Origin of the sequence: Sphingomonas panaciterrae, from assembly GCF_036890205.1 — a bacterium.
GTDB lineage: Bacteria > Pseudomonadota > Alphaproteobacteria > Sphingomonadales > Sphingomonadaceae > Sphingomonas > Sphingomonas panaciterrae.
Window position 1 is genome coordinate 457,705 of the sequence record NZ_JAKNQR010000001.1, and the last position, 14,340, is coordinate 472,044.

Here is a 14,340-nt window from a genome sequence, read left to right on the forward strand (position 1 = left end):
GTGTCAGCCCTGCTGGCCGAGCGCCTCGCGCGCTGCTTCGGCGAGCTGCTGGACCGAAAACGGCTTGGGAATGAAGGCGACATTCTCGATGTCGATCGACCGGCGCAGCTGCTCCTCGGCATAGCCGGACATGAACAGGATCGGCAGGTCAGGGTAACGCAGCCGGATACGCCGCGCCATCGTCGGGCCATCCATCGCCGGCATCACCACATCGCTGACCAGCAGATCGGGGCGCGGGTGCTGCTCGATCAACTCCAGCGCGATCTCGCCGTTTTCCGCCGCGATGACGGTATAGCCCTGCCGCGTCAGCGCACGCTCCGCCACCGCGCGCACCATGTCCTCGTCTTCCACCAGCAGCACGGTACCGGTGCCCCAGAGTTCGGCGGGCTTTGCCTTTGGCGCGGCCTTCCGCGGCGCCACCGGCTCACCGCTGGCGTGTACCGGCAGATAGATGGTGAAGGTCGCGCCCTGCCCCGGCTTGGAATCGGCGAAGATATAGCCGCCGGATTGTTTGACGATGCCATAGACCGTCGACAGGCCGAGCCCCGTTCCCTTGCCGACCTCCTTGGTGGTGAAGAACGGCTCGAAGATCTTGGGCAGTGCGTCCGGCGCTATGCCCGAGCCGGTGTCGGAGATCTCCAGCGCGGTATATTCCCCGACCGGCATGACGTCGGGACCGCGGCGCCGGATCTCGGCCGTTGTCGCCGACCGCGTCTGGATCATCAGCTTGCCGCCGCCATGCGGATATTTCGCTGCCATGGCGTCACGCGCATTCACCGCCAGATTGACGACCACTTGCTCCAGCTGTCCGGGATCGGCGCGCACCGGCCCCAGGTTACGCCCGTGCCGCACCTCCAGCGTGACCATCTCGCCCAACAGCCGCTTCAGCAGGTTCGACACTTCGGACACGACATCGGGCAGTTGCAGGATCTGCGGCCGCAGCGTCTGCTGGCGCGAAAAGGCGAGCAGCTGGCGCGTCAACGCCGCCGCCCGATTGGAGTTGTTCCGCACCTGCTGGATGTCGTCATAGTCGCTGTCGCCCGGCGAATGGCGCATCAGCATCAGGTCGCAGTGACCGATGATGGCGGTCAGGATGTTGTTGAAATCGTGCGCCACGCCACCGGCCAGCTGGCCGACCGCCTGCATCTTCGTCGCCTGTGCGACTTCGCGTTTCAGCCGCGATTCCTCGTTGTTTTCCTTGAGGCTCAGCACCACCGCCGCATCGCCCAGCCCCCGCGCGCCGGCGATCGACAGCACCACCGGTTCCTCCGGCAAATCGCGCAGACGGACCGCAATGTCGGTGACATGGGCGGCCCCGCCGCCGGCAAAGCGGCGCACTGCATCCGCCACCGCGGCCTTGTCCTCACGCACCACCAGGTCGCCCGGATACAGCGGCGGGGCGTCGCGATCGACGGCAGCAGCGCGGATGAAGGCGTCGTTCATCTCGATGAACCGGCCGTCCCGATCGACGAGCGCGATGCCCAGCGGCATGAGCTGCACGAGCGTACGGATATGCGCCGCCGCTCCGCTGCCCAGGCTGACCGGCGCCTCGTCCTCATCGAGCAGCGCGACCAGGATCGGCGCGCCGTCGATGTCGGAGAACGGCACCTGCACCAGCCGCAGCGGATTGCCGTCGCGGCCCTCGCGCTCGAACCGGATCAGGCCCCGCTCATCCGTGATCAGGAAGCGGGCGAAATCCGCACCCTCCACGGCGGCATCGGCATGCCCCATCGCACGCATCCGCAGCACCGGATCGGCGGCAATGACCCGGCCGTCCGGCGTGAGCAGCGCGGCCATGATGCCCGATTCCGCCAGTCGCCGGCCGAGCGAGCCCGTCAGCGCCTCCGCGAGCGCGCGCCCGCTGTCGGACCCCATCAGCGATGCCGCGCGCCAGATCAGCAGATCCTGCCGCTGGCCCGCGCGCAGCACGTCGAAATAGATCGCCCGTCCCGCGACTTCGGCATGCTCGACCCGCGCGCGCCCGTCGCGCCAGGCGGCGCGCCCAGCAGCCGCCAGCGCACCCACACCCGCTTCGCCAATCGGCAGGCCGGGTGGCGCGGACAGGCCGCCGAACAGCTCCTCGAAACGATCGTTGGCGCAGACAAGGCGCCCGGCACGATCCGTCACCGCGATCGCATCATCGCTTTCCTGCGCCAGCGTGCGGACCAGCTGCCAATCAACCGCCGGACCCGGTGCGGGCGGTTCGGGCGCCAGCGCGCGCCACGCCACCAGGGTGCCGCCCAGCACGATGGCCGCGGCGAGGAAGCCCGTCGCAACCGCCGTGTCCCCGATCACCCACAGGATCAACGCCGCGGACAACACGCCAGCGCCCACCGCGGTCGCCAGCGCAGCGCGCGGCGTCAGGCGGGGCATGGTATCGGGAAACAGCGTCGCCATTCCGGCAACCCTTCAATCCCCGCCGCGGCCGCGTCAAGCAGCGCGCGGCGGGCATGGCGTCACCAGATCCGGATGCGCTGCTCGTTCGTCAGGTAAAGCTTCTGACCGGGGCGGACACCGAACGTATCATACCAGGCATCCAGATTGCGGACGATGTTCGCGCGCTGCATCCCCGGCGCGTGCGGATCGGACAGCAGGATCTGACGCAGGATCGGCTCGCGGTACTTGGTCCGCCACACCTGGCCCCAGCCCAGATAGAAACGCTGATCGCCGGTCGTGCCGTCGATCACCGGCGCCTTCTTGCCACCGAGCGACAGGCGGTAGGCGTCATGCGCGACGACCAGCCCGGCGAGGTCGGCGATGTTCTCACCCAGCGTCAGCGCGCCCTGCACGTGCTGGCCGGGCAGCGGCTCATAGGCGTCATATTGCGCCACGAGGCGGTCGGTGAAGGTCTTGAACTGCGCGACGTCCTTCTCCGTCCACCAGTCGGTCAGCTTGCCGTTCACATCATATTTGCGGCCCTGATCGTCGAAATGATGGCTGATCTCATGGCCGATCACGGCGCCGATCCCGCCGTAATTGATTGCCGGGTCGGCTTTCGGATCGAAGAACGGCGGCTGCAGGATCGCCGCCGGGAAAACGATCTCGTTCATCGTCGGATTGGCATAGGCGTTGATCGTCATCGGGGTCATGAACCACTCGCCCCGGTCGATCGGCTTGCCCAGCTTGTCGATGTTGCGCTGGAACTCGAACTCATTGGCGCGCGCGACATTGCCGACCAGATCGTCGCGGCGGATCTCCAGCGCAGTATAGTCGCGCCAGCTGTCGGGATAGCCGATCTTCGGCGTGAAGGCGGCGAGCTTCGCCAGCGCCTTCTGCTTCGTCTCGGGCGCCATCCATTCCAGCTTCTTCAGCCGCTCACCCATCGACGCGATGACGTTGCGCACCAGTTCGTCCGCCGCGGCCTTCGATTCCGGCGGGAAGTATCGGGCGACATACGCCTTGCCGAGATCTTCCCCCAGATGCTCGCTCGCCAGATCGACGCCGCGCTTCCACCGCGCCTGCTGTTCGGGCGCGCCGGTCAGCTCGGTGCCGTAAAAGGCGAAGCGGGTGTCGTCGAACTCCTTCGGCAGAAAACGCGCATAGCTGGACAATGTGCGCAGCAGCAGATGATCCTTCAGCACCGGCAGCGGCGTTTCCGCCCACACCTTTGCCTCACCGGTAAAGGCGGACGGCTGCGACACCAGCATCGGCGCATCCGTAGGAATGCCCGCGCCTTCGAAATACTGCGCCCAGTCATAGCCCGGGGCACGGGCGTTCAGTTCCTCAAAGGTCAGCTTGTTATAGACCTTGTCGGCGTCGCGGCTGTCGACGCGGGTCCAGTGCGCCGCGGCGATCGCCTTTTCCATGTCGACGACGGCCGCGGCGCGCGCCTCCGCGTTCGGCTCACCCGCCAGCGTCAGCATCTTCGCCAGATACGACTGGTAGGCGGTCCGGTTGGCCGCCAGCTTGGCATCATCCTTCAGGTAATAATCACGGTCCGGCAGGCCCAGGCCCGACTGGCTGAACACCACGGCATAGGTCTCGGGATCCTTGTCGTCCTGGTTGACGTACATGCCGAACAGGGTGCCGACGCCGCGGCGCTGCATCCGCCCGGCTTCTTCAGCCAGCGCCGCCTTGCTCGGCGCGTTCTTGATCGCGGTCAGCCACGGCTGGACGGGCGTGATACCCTTGGCATTCACCGTCGCCTCGTCGAGGAAGCTCGCGTAGAAATCGCCCGACTTGCTGCCCGGCTGGCCACGCTGCTCCTCCAGGATCGTGCGGGTCTGTTCGCGCGACAGGTCCTGCAGCACGTGGAACATGCCATAGGTCGATCGGTCCGCCGGGATTTGCGTATTCTTCTCCCAGGTACCGCTGGCATATTGGTAGAAGTCGTCGCCCGGCGGCACGCTGGTGTCGCGGCCCGCCATGTCGAAGCCGAAGGTCCCGATCTTCGGCCCGTTCGCCTTCGCGGCTGCCGGCTGACCCTGCACCGTCTGGCCCTGCGCCGTCTGGCCCTGCACCGCCTTGCTGGGAGCGGCAGCCGTTTTGGGCTTGTCCGCCGCGGTCTGGGCAATCGCCGCAGCCGCGGTGGTGGAAAGAATCGCAGCAACCAGGAGGGACGAGCGCATCAAAATCGCCTTCAAGGGAATGAAAGGCGGTGTTTTATCCGCTCAAGACGCCTCGTCAACGTGGTTACGAATGTGACGAGACCGCCACTTGCGCGCGATCCACAAACGCCATCCCAGCATCGACAGCCCATAGCCTGCCAGCGACAGCACCGCGGTGACGATCAACAGGCCGAGCGCCGTCGCTGGCGCCGCATCCGACATCAGCCACTGCATCCAGCCCGATTGCGCGGCGTTGACCGCGGCGTCCTGCATCGGATCGCCGGGCAGCGCCCGGTCGAGGTGCAGCGTCCATTTGCCGATATAATAAGCCGCCACCCACAGCGGCGGGGTAGTCACCGGATTGGTGATGAACGTCGTTAACGCGGCGGAGGGGATGTTGGCGCGAAACGGCAGCGCCAGCATGGCCGAAAAAGGGATCTGGGCGACCGGGAAGAGGATCCCGGTCACCATGCCCAGCGCCACGCCGCGCGGCACCGACCGGCGGGTGAACCGCCAGAGCTGCGGCGCGAGCACACGGTGCGCGACGGGGCGAAGCAGGCGGCTTTCCTCCATCGATTCGCGGGTCGGCAAATTGCGATGGCACCAGCCGGTGAACCGCTGCCAGATGCCGGGGTTGCGCGTGGCCACTAGCCGCGCTCACGCATGAGGCGGCCGGCCTCGCGCTTCCAGTCGCGCTCCTTGATCGCGTCACGCTTGTCGTGCGCTTTCCTGCCCTTCGCCAACGCCAACTCCACCTTGGCCCGACCCTGACTGTTGAAATAGATCATCAGGGGCACGAGGGTCATACCCTCCCGCGCCACGGCGCCGTGAAGCTTTCTAACTTCGCGCTCGTGAAGCAGGAGTTTACGGGGACGCTTGGGCTCGTGGTTGAAACGATTGCCGTGGCTGAATTCCGGGATGTTCGAATTCACCAGCCAAACGCCGCCTTCACTGACCTCGGCGTAGCTTTCCGCGATCGATCCCTCGCCGAACCGCAGGCTCTTCACCTCTGTGCCGGTCAGGACGATCCCGGCCTCATAGGTGGTGTCGATCGAATAATCGAAGCGCGCGCGGCGGTTCTCGGCGACGATCTTCTTCTTGTCGAAGATGGCGGGTTTGGGACGTGGCATGGACGGGGCGATGTAGGGCGTTGCGTCGTCCGTGGGAAGGCGGCGTGATCAGCGTTTGACGGTGCCGATCGGAACGCGGAGGCGGATCATCGCGCGATTGATCGGCGCCCCCTGCGCATCCGCCGCCCGCTCTGCTTCCGCGGCAAGCGTCCCGACCCCGTTTATCGCGGTTTCTGCCTTGGGCGGGGCGCGTTCGGGCGCGTAGCGATCCGGCATCGGCTTCAATCGGAAGGCATCGCCTGACCGGCCGCAGACGATGATCTCTTCCCCGGGCTTGGCGACCGGGCATGGGCGTTCCACGGGCGCGCGGGCGACCGGGGCCGGCGGTCCGGCAACTGCCTGCACGGTCAGCATCAACCAAGCCGCCACCGCTTTCTCCCCTGTTCGTTCGGGAACGTGCGGGGAGAATGCGGCGGGATTAAGAGCGCTTAGCCGATGCGTCCACGATGGCGCGATCAGAGCAGGCCAGCGCGCTCCAGCCCAGTGTCGACCGCGGCGCGGCTCGCCTCGTTCGGCCACGTCATTGGCAGGCGAAGTCCCTGCGGGAAATCAGGGCGGACACGGCTCATGGCATATTTCACCGGCCCGGGAGAGGCATCGGTGAACAGCGCGGTATGAAGCGCGAACAAACGATCGTGCAGCGCCAGCGCCTCGACCCCCGTGCCCGCCGCCTGGAAATCGGCGCACAGCCGGGGCGCGACATTGGCGGTGACAGAAATGCACCCCACCCCGCCCATGGCGTTGAATGCCAGCGCCAGATCGTCATTGCCGGACAGTTGGCTGAACCCCTCGCCCAGCGCCGCGCGATGCTGCGACACACGCTGGAGCACGCCCGATGCATCCTTGACCCCAACGAACACCTTGGGAAACGCCTCCACGATACGGATCAGCGTTTCCGGCTGGATGTCGGTCACCGTGCGGCCCGGCACGTTGTACAGCACGATCGGCAGCGGGGAACTGGGCGCCAGCGCGGCGAAATGCTGGAAGATGCCGTCCTGCGAGGGTCGGTTGTAATAAGGCGGCACCATCAACGCGGCATCCGCCCCCGCCTCCTTGGCCGCCGCGATATTCGCCGCCGCGACGCGCGTGTCGTTGGATCCGGCACCGGCGATCACCGGCACGCGCCCGCGCACCTGATCGACGCACACCTTCACGATCGCGAAATGCTCGTCTTTGGCCAGCGTCGCGGCCTCGCCGGTCGTCCCGCAGGGGACAAGCGCGTTGGAACCCTCGCTGATCTGCCATTCGATCAGATCGCGATAGGCGCGCTCGACGAAGCGGCCGTCGGCGTCGAACGGCGTGACGAGCGCCGGAATCGATCCGGAAAACATGTGTTGCTCCTGAAACGGATTGTGGTGCGTTGGGTCGTTCAGGACAGATACGGGTGAGCCGGCTATTCTGTCCACAATGGTGACTGGTTTGAGGGCAGGGGCATTGATCGCACTGGGAATAGGGTTGGGCGCGGCGCTGGTCGTCGCTCAGGGGCAGGATGATGCTGCACGCACGCGGGCAGCCAACGCGCTGGCGCAGTCGCAGCCTGCCGCCATGGCGCAGGTAACGAACAACGCCGATCTCGCCGCCGCGCTCGCGCAATGGCGCGCGTTGCAGCAGACCGACGGGCTGCCGTTCGACAGCTACGCCAGCTTCGTGATGGCGCATCCCGGCTGGCCGAACGAGGCCGCCAATCGCCGCGCGGCGGAGCGGCAGGCCAGCAACGGCTATGCCGCGCCCGCGAATGTCGTCGCCTTTTTCCGCCGCTATCCCCCGCTGACCGCGGCGGGCGCCGTGGCGCAGGCGAAGGCGCTTCAGGCGACGGGAGCGATGGCTGAGGCCTATGAGGCCGCACGCAATGCATGGCGGCGCGGCGCGCTGACGCCGACCGATGAATCGACGATCCTCACCAGCTTTGCCGGCGCCCTCCGGCCCGAGGATCATGACGCGCGGATGGACGCGCTGTTGTGGCAGGGATCGACCAGCATCGCTGCTCGGCAGATCGCGCTGACCTCCCCTGCCCGTCGCCCGCTGTTCGAGGCTCGGCTGGCGTTCCGCACCAAGGCGGAGAATGCCTCCGCGCTCGCCGCCGCCAACGATGCCGCGGGCGCGTCGGATGCGGGCTATATCGCCGACAAGGCGGTGTGGCTGCGCAATAGCGGGGCGAGCGCCAGCGCGCGGTCGTGGCTCGCCCGCACCCGCCGGCCCGGAATCGCCCTGCCCGGCAATGTCGAGAAATTCTACGAGGTGCTGCTGACCAATGCGCGCGCCGCGGCCGCCGATGGGCAGTATCAGCTCGCCTATGACATCGCGCGGCAGGTCGACGACGCCTATCCCGCCGGCACTGACGTGTCGAAGAAGCCCTATGGCGAGCGGGACGATTACACGAGCCTCGTCTGGCTGGCTGGCCAGACGGCGCTGAAGCAATTGAACCGCCCGGCTGACGCGATGACGATGTTCGATCGCTATGGCCGGGGCAGCCAGTCGCCGCAGACCCGCGCCAAGGGCTTTTACTGGGCCGGCCGCGCCGCCGAGGCCGCCGGTCGCAGCGCCGATGCCAGCGCTTTCTTCAACCGCGCCGCTGGATATCGCGATCAATTCTACGGCCAGTTGGCGCTCGAGCACCTTCGCCGCCCGCTGACCGCCCCGCGCGACGTGGCCTCCCCCGCCATCGATCCGGCCGCCCGCCAGGCATTCTTCGGCCGCGAAACGGTGCGCGCCGCGCAGTTTCTGGGCACTATTGGCCAGTATCAGGATCAGACCGCTTTCGTCCGCACCATCGCCGCCGACGTCGAGACCGATGCCGAGCATTTCCTGGCGGAGGAACTCTCCCGCTCCATCCGGCGCCCCGACCTGGCGGTGATCGTCGGGCGAAAGGCGATGCAGAACGACCAGACCGAATATAGCGCAATCGCCTTCCCCACCGTGTCGGTGCCGTCCGGCTATGACAGCCAGTGGACGATGATCCACGCCATCGCGCGGCAGGAAAGCCAGTTCGATCGCGCCGCCATCTCGTCGGCCGGTGCGCGCGGGTTGATGCAGCTGATGCCGGGCACCGCGCGCGAACAGGCGGGGAAGATGGGGCTGCCCTATGACGCCGGCCGCCTGCTGACCGACACGGGCTACAACACGCAGCTCGGCTCCAGCTATTTCCAGCGCATCTTCGGCATCTACGGCAGCTATCCGCTGGCGATCGCGGCGTATAACGCCGGGCCGGGCAACGTGAACAAGTGGCTGCGCGCCAATGGCGATCCGCGCACCGGGGCGATCGACATGGTCGAATGGATCGAGGCGATCCCCTACGGCGAAACGCGCAACTATGTGCAGCGCGTACTGGAAAACGCCGTGGTGTATGACCTCATGAACCCGCCGCGCGCCAAGAGCCGTGGCCCCGCCAACCTCAGCTGGTATCTCGGCCGCAATCGCACCGGCTGACGCATCGCGACCTTCCCTCGCCACGCGACGGGAAGGTCGCGGATCCGCTGCGGCTTGGCTAAGACGCCGCGATGGATCGCCCGAACTACATCACCCCCGCCGGCTATGCGACGTTGCGCGCAGAATACGACCAGCTGTTCGCCAAGGAGCGGCCGGCGCTGGTCGAGACGATCGCCTGGGCCGCCGGCAATGGCGACCGCTCGGAAAACGGCGACTATATCTACGGCCGCAAGCGGCTGCGCGAGATTGATCGCCGGCTGGGCTTCCTGTCGCGCCGCATGAAGGCCGCCAAGGTGGTCGATCCTGCGCAGGCGCCTGATCGCACCCGCGTCTATTTCGGCGCCAGCATTACGATCGCCGACGAGGACGACAATCACCGCGAACTCACCATTGTCGGCGATGACGAGGCGGATGCCGGCAAGGGGCTGATCGGCTGGAATGCCCCGCTCGCCCGCGCGCTGCGCGGCGCAGCGGTCGGCGATCTGCGCCGCGTCACGCTGCCCGCGGGCGAGAAGGAATATGAAGTGATCGCCATCGCTTATCCGGACGCCTGACGAAACTCGGCACCCTGCCCACTCGTTCTTCCACGCAGTGAAGGAGAGTAACAATGGCAGAGAACCCCCGCACCACCAGCGCCCGCGATCATGACGACAAGGATGTGATCGAAGGCATGATCCCCGCGGGTGACGCACAGGCCGGCACCAGCGGCGGCGCGCTGGCCCGCGACCTCGGCTCGCGCGCTGACCTGAAGCAGGTGGATGATCCCGACGGTTCGACCCCGCTGACCAAACAGGCGGATATCAACGCCGATCAGGCGTTCCGCAGCTCGCGACCCGTGGGTGGCTGAACGCTGCGTCCATCAACGAACCGGGGGCGATTGACGCGGGCGGATGGAGCGCCGATGGCTTGACCCATGGCGACCGACGACACCCCCACCCGCAACATCGCCCTCCTGATCGACGCGGACAATGCCAGCTGGCACGCGATCGATCCGGTGCTGACCGTCCTTGCCGAACTGGGGACGGTCAACATCCGCCGCGTCTACGGCAATTGGTCGAAGCCGGCGCTGAGCGGCTGGCGCGAGATGACGATCAAGCACGGCATCGAACCGCAGCAGCAGTTCGATATCACCAAGGGCAAGAACGCCACCGACATGAAGATGACCATCGACGCGATGGACCTGCTGTTCCGCGGGCGCGTCGAGGGGTTCGGCATCATGTCGTCGGACAGCGATTTCATGCCGCTTGCCACCCGGCTGCGGCAGGATGGCCTGCCCGTCTATGGTTTCGGCCAGGCCAAAACGCCCGAGGGCTTCAAGCGCGCCTGCACTCGCTTCATCGATGTCGACAAGCTGATGGCCGCCGAGGAGGAGAGCCCCGCGCCCACGCCGCGCCCCGCTCCAGCCAGGGAAGCGCCGGCGGCACCGGCAAACGGCAAGGAGCAGGCCGCGCCGGCCTCCGCCCCTGCCCCCACCGACACGGGCGCGGCTGAGACGACCCCGCTTGAGCCCGCCGCATCGCAGAGCCCGGCACCAATCGACGATGAATTGGTGAAGCTGCTGATCGACGCCTATTCCGCGGTGAAGCGCGACGAAAAGGGCTTCGTCAGCCTGTCCGCCATGGGACAGCTTGCCGCCAACCGGTCGAGCTTCGACGTGCGCAACTATGGCTACAAGCGCCTGTCGGACCTGATCGCCGCCGTTCCCAATTTCCAGACCGAGCGGCGCGAGGATGGCCGTGTATTCGTGCGAAGGTTGCGTTGATGAAGAACAAGACGATTGCCTGTCTCCTCCCGCTGATCGCCATTGCGGCCGCCGACCCACCAAAAACCGACCCCGCCAAGCTTTCCGAGATGACCAAGGTGCTCGCCTCGGATGAATTCGGTGGCCGGTCGCCGGGGACGGAGGGCGAGAAGAAGACGATCGACTGGTCGATCGCGCGCTTCAAGGCGCTGGGACTGGAGCCGGGCGGGCCGGACGGCGCCTGGACGCAAAAGGTGCCGCTGATCCACACCCGGCTTGGCGATGGCCCGGTCAGCTTCGGCGCGACCAGCCTGAAGCAGGGCACCGACGTCGCACTCACCACCGTTCGCCCCGATGCGGCGGTCGCGATCGAGAACGCGCCGCTCGTCTTTGTCGGCTATGGTGTCAGCGCGCCCGAGGCGAAGTGGGATGATTTCAAGGGCGTTGACCTGAAGGGCAAGGTCGCGGTTTTACTGGTCAACGATCCCGATTTCGAGGCGGCGGCGGGCGAGGATGCCAAGGGCCGCTTCGGCGACAAGCGGATGACCTATTATGGCCGCTGGACCTACAAGTATGAGGAAGCGGCACGGCGCGGCGCGATCGGCGCGCTGATCGTCCATGATACCGCAGGCGCCGGCTATCCCTGGTCTACCGCCAATGCCTCCAACGGCGAGAATTACGATATCGTCCGCGGCCCCGAGGATCAGCGCATCGCGCTGCAGGGCTGGCTGTCGGGCGAGGCGGCGAACCGCGTCTTTGCCGCCGAGGGCCTCGATCTCGCGGGGCTGCGCAAGCAGGCGCGTTCCGCCGCGTTCCGCCCGATCGCGATGAAGGCGCGCTTCACCGCGAAGCTGCCCGTCAGCGTCGAGCGGATTGAAAGCGCCAATGTCCTCGCCAAGATCCCGGGCAAGGTGAAGCCGGACGAGACCGTTCAGTTCGCCGCGCATTGGGACGCCTATGGCGAAGGCCCGCCCGATGCGCAGGGCCGTACCATCCGCCCCGGCGCCAACGACGATGCGCTCGGCGTTGCCGGCGTGATGGAGCTTGCCCGGTTGTTCAAGGCCGGCCCGGCGCCCGACCGCACGCTCGTCTTCGCGCTGTGGACCGCGGAGGAACGCGGCCTGCTCGGCTCCGAATGGTTTGCCACCCGCCCGACCGCGCCGCTGGAAAGGACCGTCGCCAACCTGACGCTCGACATCCTGCAGACGGCGGGCGAGGCGAAGGACGTGATCCTCGTCGGCGCTGGTCAGTCCACGCTCGAGGATCTGCTGACCGAGGCGGCGCGTGCGCAGAACCGCGTCGTCACGCCGGAGGAGGCCAGCGAGCGCGGGCTGTTCTATCGCGCGGATCATTTCTCGGTCGTCCGCCGCGGCGTTCCCGCGCTTCAGCTGATGGCGCTTGGCGGTGCGAGCGACATGCGCGTCGGCGGCCGCGAGGCGGGGCAGAAGTGGCTCGACGGCTATATGGCTTGCTACCACAAGACCTGCGACGCCTGGGCGCCCGACTGGAACTTCACCGGCGCCGCACAGGACGTCGACCTGTTCTATTCGATGGGCCAGCGGCTTTCGAAGGCGGGCGTGTGGCCCGAATGGCGCCCGGCGTCCGAATTTCGCGCCATCCGCGCCAAGAGCGCCGACCAGCGCCAATAAGAAAAAGGCTCGCCGCGGCATCTGCCGGGCGGGCCCTTTCCTTGATCCACCGTCACCCCGGCGATGCGCCAGGGTGACGATCGCGTCGGATCAGCGCGTCAGCTTCTTGTAGGCAAGCCGCGTCGGACGATCCGCCGCATCGCCCATCCGGCGACGCTTGTCCTCTTCATACGCCTCGAAGTTGCCCTCGAACCATTCGACATGGCTGTTGCCTTCGAAGGCGAGGATGTGCGTGCACAGGCGATCGAGGAAGAAGCGATCGTGGCTGATCACCACGGCGCAGCCCGCGAAGCTTTCCAGCGCCTCTTCGAGCGCGCGCAGCGTCTCGACGTCGAGGTCGTTGGTCGGCTCGTCGAGCAGCAGGACGTTGCCACCCTCCTTCAGCATCTTGGCGATATGGACGCGGTTGCGCTCACCGCCCGACAGCTGGCCGACCTTCTTCTGCTGGTCCTGCCCCTTGAAGTTGAACGCACCCACGTAGGCGCGCGTACCCAGCTCCTGCTTGCCGAAGCGGAACACATCGAGCCCGTCGGAAATCTCTTCCCAGACGTTCTTGTGCGGGTCGAGCGCGTCGCGGCTCTGGTCGACATAGCCCAGCTTCACCGTCTGGCCGACCTCGATCGTGCCACCATCGGGCTGCTCCTGCCCGGTGATCAGCTTGAACAGCGTCGACTTGCCGGCGCCGTTCGGGCCGATGACGCCGACGATGCCGCCCGGCGGCAGGTTGAAGTCGAGGTTCTCGAACAGCAACTTGTCGCCATAGGCCTTGGTCAGCCCCTTGGCCTCGATCACCTTGCCGCCCAGGCGCTCGGGGATCTGGATCAGGATCTGCGCCTTCCCGATCGCGCGGTTCTCCTGCTTCTCGACCAGCTCGTCGAACGCACGGATACGCGCCTTGCTCTTGGTCTGGCGCGCCTTGGGGGTCTGCCGCATCCAGGCGAGCTCGTCGGCGATCGCTTTCTGGCGGCCGGCCTCTTCGCGCTCTTCCTGCTCCAGCCGCTTGGCCTTCTTCTCCAGGTAACCGGAATAGTTCGACTCGTAGGTGTAATAACGCCCACGATCGAGCTCGAGCACCCAGTTCACGACATTGTCGAGGAAGTAGCGGTCGTGCGTCACCAGGATGACGTTGCCGGTATATTCCTTGAGGAAATTCTCGAGCCAGCTGACGCTCTCGGCGTCGAGGTGGTTGGTCGGTTCGTCGAGCAGCAGGATGTCGGGCTTCTCGAGCAGCAGGCGAACGAGCGCGACGCGGCGCTTCTCACCACCCGACAGGTTGGTGACCGGGCTGTCGGACGGCGGGCAGCGCATCGCCTCCATCGCCTGTTCCAGCTGCGAATCGAGGCTCCAGCCGTCGGCGGCGTCGATCTTCGCCTGAAGATCGCCCATCTCCTCCATCAGCGCGTCGAAGTCGGTATCATCCTTCGGATCGCCCATTTCGGCGGAAATGGCGTTGAACCGCTCGACCATCTGCACGACCGGTCCCGCGCCCATGCGGACGTTCTCGATCACCGTCTTGTCGGGGTCGAGCTGCGGCTCCTGCGGCAGGTAACCGACCTTGATCCCCTCGGCGGCCCAGGCCTCACCGGTGAAATCGGTGTCGATCCCGCCCATGATCTTCATGAGCGTGGACTTGCCCGAGCCGTTCGGGCCGATGATCGCGATCTTCGCGCCCGGCAGGAACTGCAGGTGGATGTTGTTGAGCACGGGCTTGTTGGCGCCCGGGAAGGTCTTGGTCAGACCCTTCATGACGTAGGTATACTGGACGGCCATGGGTCGCCTGTCGCTCCGTAGACTGGAATGGCTGGAAAATGTCGCCGCGCATGTAATGATGCGACGGGCCGTTGGCA

The 14,340-nt window shown here is 66.6% G+C and carries 12 protein-coding genes; 5 read left to right on the forward strand and 7 right to left on the reverse strand.

Annotation, left to right across the window (positions count from 1 at the left end):
• Positions 1-3: 3 nt before the first annotated feature.
• The 6 genes from L8F96_RS02210 to dapA form a co-directional block, all read right to left on the reverse strand.
• Positions 4-2,397 (reverse strand): response regulator, encoded by a 2,394-nt coding sequence (locus L8F96_RS02210; protein WP_046408886.1) that lies wholly within the window; start codon positions 2,395-2,397, stop codon positions 4-6.
• 59 nt (positions 2,398-2,456) lie between these two features.
• Positions 2,457-4,568, reverse strand: a complete 2,112-nt coding sequence (locus tag L8F96_RS02215; RefSeq protein WP_334654867.1) for a M13 family metallopeptidase — start codon at positions 4,566-4,568, stop codon at positions 2,457-2,459.
• A 42-nt stretch (positions 4,569-4,610) separates the two neighbouring features.
• The gene (locus L8F96_RS02220; protein WP_417158923.1) at positions 4,611-5,195 is read right to left on the reverse strand and encodes a DUF2062 domain-containing protein; all 585 of its coding nucleotides are present in this window, start codon (positions 5,193-5,195) and stop codon (positions 4,611-4,613) included.
• The gene (gene smpB / locus L8F96_RS02225; protein ID WP_046408884.1) at positions 5,195-5,677 is read right to left on the reverse strand and encodes an SsrA-binding protein SmpB; all 483 of its coding nucleotides are present in this window, start codon (positions 5,675-5,677) and stop codon (positions 5,195-5,197) included. Before smpB ends, L8F96_RS02220 begins: the two co-directional genes overlap by 1 nt.
• A 48-nt stretch (positions 5,678-5,725) precedes the next feature.
• Positions 5,726-6,046 carry a hypothetical protein gene (locus tag L8F96_RS02230; RefSeq protein ID WP_052742507.1) on the reverse strand — a complete coding sequence of 107 codons (321 nt, stop codon included), beginning with the start codon at positions 6,044-6,046 and terminating at the stop codon, positions 5,726-5,728.
• Positions 6,047-6,132: 86 nt separating this feature from the next.
• Complete coding sequence (gene dapA, locus L8F96_RS02235; RefSeq protein ID WP_145118578.1) at positions 6,133-7,008, reverse strand: 4-hydroxy-tetrahydrodipicolinate synthase; 876 nt, start codon at positions 7,006-7,008, stop codon at positions 6,133-6,135.
• Positions 7,009-7,084: 76 nt separating this feature from the next.
• Here dapA and L8F96_RS02240 point away from each other — a divergent pair, with 76 nt between their 5' ends.
• The 5 genes from L8F96_RS02240 to L8F96_RS02260 all read left to right on the forward strand — a co-directional run bounded on the left by L8F96_RS02240 (position 7,085) and on the right by L8F96_RS02260 (position 12,493).
• Positions 7,085-9,103 (forward strand): lytic transglycosylase domain-containing protein, encoded by a 2,019-nt coding sequence (locus tag L8F96_RS02240; protein WP_334654871.1) that lies wholly within the window; start codon positions 7,085-7,087, stop codon positions 9,101-9,103.
• Between the two features lie 71 nt (positions 9,104-9,174).
• On the forward strand, positions 9,175-9,657 hold the full coding sequence (greB, locus tag L8F96_RS02245; RefSeq protein ID WP_046408880.1) for a transcription elongation factor GreB: 483 nt from the start codon (positions 9,175-9,177) through the stop codon (positions 9,655-9,657).
• A 53-nt stretch (positions 9,658-9,710) separates the two neighbouring features.
• On the forward strand, positions 9,711-9,950 hold the full coding sequence (locus L8F96_RS02250; protein ID WP_145118574.1) for a hypothetical protein: 240 nt from the start codon (positions 9,711-9,713) through the stop codon (positions 9,948-9,950).
• A gap of 66 nt (positions 9,951-10,016) precedes the next feature.
• Positions 10,017-10,865, forward strand: a complete 849-nt coding sequence (locus tag L8F96_RS02255) for an NYN domain-containing protein (RefSeq protein ID WP_334654873.1) — start codon at positions 10,017-10,019, stop codon at positions 10,863-10,865.
• Positions 10,865-12,493 (forward strand): M28 family metallopeptidase, encoded by a 1,629-nt coding sequence (locus L8F96_RS02260; RefSeq protein ID WP_334654876.1) that lies wholly within the window; start codon positions 10,865-10,867, stop codon positions 12,491-12,493. The genes L8F96_RS02255 and L8F96_RS02260 overlap by 1 nt, the downstream gene beginning before the upstream one ends.
• A gap of 90 nt (positions 12,494-12,583) precedes the next feature.
• Here L8F96_RS02260 and ettA read toward each other — a convergent pair whose 3' ends face one another.
• On the reverse strand, positions 12,584-14,263 hold the full coding sequence (ettA, locus tag L8F96_RS02265) for an energy-dependent translational throttle protein EttA (RefSeq protein WP_125946420.1): 1,680 nt from the start codon (positions 14,261-14,263) through the stop codon (positions 12,584-12,586).
• Positions 14,264-14,340 lie beyond the last annotated feature (77 nt).